Annotated in this window: 3 protein-coding genes; all 3 read right to left on the reverse strand. The window is 69.9% G+C overall.

Going from position 1 to position 2,782, the window contains the following annotated elements; genetic code table 11:
• Positions 1 to 630, reverse strand: a 630-nt coding sequence (locus AC6EI8_RS25805) for a 16S rRNA (cytosine(967)-C(5))-methyltransferase (protein ID WP_498383301.1), incomplete at its 3' end; no start/stop codon positions are given.
• Positions 631 to 1,001: 371 nt separating this feature from the next.
• On the reverse strand, positions 1,002 to 1,862 hold the full coding sequence (htpX, locus tag AC6EI8_RS25810) for a zinc metalloprotease HtpX (protein ID WP_149317436.1): 861 nt from the start codon (positions 1,860 to 1,862) through the stop codon (positions 1,002 to 1,004).
• 185 nt (positions 1,863 to 2,047) lie between these two features.
• Positions 2,048 to 2,698, reverse strand: a complete 651-nt coding sequence (locus AC6EI8_RS25815) for a LysE family translocator (RefSeq protein ID WP_498383302.1) — start codon at positions 2,696 to 2,698, stop codon at positions 2,048 to 2,050.
• Positions 2,699 to 2,782: the final 84 nt, after the last annotated feature.

Here is a 2,782-nt window from a genome sequence, read left to right on the forward strand (position 1 = left end):
GTCGTCGAGCGCAACGCGCGCGGTATTGACCCGCAGCGTCATCGGCGGCCGCTCGCTTGCGCTGCCCGCCAGCGCCTGCCAGCGGTCGGGATAGGCCTCGCGCAGCAGGCGCAGCCACCATGCCGGGAGGTTCCAGCGTGCCTCCTCGTCGCGGCGCACCTCGGCCAGCAGCGCCTCGCGCTCGCGCAGGAAGCGGCGCAGTACCGCATTGACCATGCCGCGCGCATGCGCGGACTTCGGATCGGAAGCGGCGGCGTTGACGGCCTGGTCCACCACGGTGAAGGCCGCATAGCCGCCCTGTCCTCCGCCCTGCGCGCCGTCTTGCCCCTGTTCCTTGTCGCCCTCGATCAGCAGCGTCAGCGCGACCGCGAGCAGCGAATCGACCAGCGCGCCGGGCGGGCGCGACACCATGCGCGTGACCAGCGCACGCACGGTGCCGAACTGCCGCATGGTGCGATAGGCCAGGTCCTGCAGCGCGCCGCGCGCGCTCGCGTCACGCGTACGCTCGAGCCGGTACTGCGCGCAGGCGGCTTCGATCGCCTGCGGCAGCGCGCTGCCCTCGTTGACGCCACGCACCGCGGCCGCGGCGGCGAGCATCTGGAAGGCAAGGGAATCGGGAGGCAAACGCATGGATCGGACACCGTGAGGAAACGAACAAATAAAGGGCACTGCGGGCAAAACCGCGGGCACAACGGCGGGCGGCACTACGCGCAGAACTCGCGCGTGGAAATACCCGCGGAAACCGCGGCCGGGGCGCGCCGCGGATCGGCATCGCGCCGCGCGTGCGGGCATCGCCCGCGCATCAAAAAGCCCGCCGGCTCGCGAGGAGCAAGGCGGGCAGTTTACCCTGTCGGCGCGGACCGGCCGCCGTGGCGGCCGGCGCGCGGCTCCGATCGGATCCTCGAACAGGCCTTCGAACAGGCCTTCGAACAGGCCCTTGATCACGCTCTTGATCAGGCCGTCAATGAGGCCGTCAACGAGGCCGCCGATCGGCGCTTCGATCAGACCGGATACGTACCGGTCTGCGCCATCTGCATCAGCCGCGCGACGCGCTCCTCGGTGGAAGGGTGCGTCGAGAACAGATTGGCGATGCCGCCGCCCGACAGCGGGTTCAGGATCATCATCTGCGCGGTGGCCGGATGCTGCTCGGCCGCCTGGAACGGAATGCCGCGCGCATAGCGGTCGATCTTGTCCAGCGCCATCGCGAGTGCCTGCGGATCGCCGCTGATCTCGGCACCGCCGCGGTCCGCCTCGAATTCGCGGGCGCGCGAGATCGCCATCTGGATCAGCGAGGCGGCCAGGGGCGCCAGGATCGCCATCGCGATGCTGGCGATCGGATTGGCCGGACGGCCTTCCTCGTCGCGTCCGCCGAAGAACATCGCGAAGTTGGCCAGCGCGGCGATCGCACCGGCCATCGTGGCCGCGATCGTCGAGATCAGGATGTCGCGATGCCGGACGTGCGCCAGTTCGTGCGCCATCACGCCGCGCAGCTCGCGGTTGCTCAGCACGCGCAGGATGCCGGTGGTCGCCGCGACCGCCGCGTTCTCGGGATTGCGGCCGGTGGCGAAGGCGTTGGGGGCGTCCTCGTCGATCAGGTAGACGCGCGGCATCGGCAGGCCGGCACGCTGCGCCAGTTCCTGCACCATGCCGTAGAACTGCGGGGCACTGGCCGCATCGACTTCCCGCGCGTTGTACATGCGCAGGACCATCTTGTCCGAGAACCAGTACGAGAAGAAATTCATGCCGAGCGCCATCAGCAGCGCGAACATCATGCCGCTGCGGCCGCCGATCATGCCTCCGATGACGATGAACAGCGCCGTGATGGCCGCCATCAGCATGAAGGTCTTGACCCAGTTGAACATTGCCGTGGTCTCCGTGGTAACGCCGTCGCGCGCCCGGGCGCCCTGCCTGCGCGGCCGCATTGCGACCCTGTTGCCGCAGTATCAGCCGCCGTATCGGGGCGTCCGCGCGCGATCGTCCGGTGACGGTTAGATAGGGGCCGGGCCGCTAAATTCAATGCCGGCAAGGGTTTTTGCCGGCCGCGGCGCTAGCGCTGCGTCATCGCCAGGCGCGCGCCCAGGCCGATGAAGGCGGCGCCGATCACGCGGGCGAGCCAGCACTTCAGGCGCGGCGCTTCGCTGGCCCGCCGCGTCAGCGTGCCGGCCATCCACGCCACCATCGAGTTCCAGACCGTCGACATCGCCACCATGATCGCGCCCAGCGCGAGGAAGGCCAGTGCCTGCTGGCCGGCGCGCGGATCGACGAATTGCGGGAAGAACGACACGAAGAACAGGATCACCTTCGGGTTCAGCACGTTGGTCAGGAAGCCCTGCATGAACAGCGCGCGCAGGCTGCGGCGGTCGGTGGCGGGCGCCTGCGCGGGATCGGCCGCGCCGGAGGCCGGCGTGCGCCAGCTCGACAACAGCAGCCGCAGGCCCAGCCAGGCCAGATAGGCGCCGCCCGCGTACTTGATCACCGTGAAGGCCACCGGCGAGGCGGCCAGCACCGCGGTCAGGCCGAACGCGGTCGCCAGCGCGTGCACGCAGCAGCCGGCGCTGACGCCCAGCGAGGACATCACGCCAGCGGCGCGGCCCTGTGCCACGCTGCGGCCGACGATATAGGCGGTATCGGGCCCCGGTGTCACGTTCAGCAGAAACACGGCGCCGATGAAGAGCGGCAGGTCGACGATGCCCAGCATGATGGTCGGTCCTCGCGGAAATGGGTTCGACTTGACGAGCGGGGCGTGAGTCGCGCGCCCACCGCCCGGACGATCGCCGCGATT

The organism is Cupriavidus sp. R6-3 (assembly GCF_059772245.1).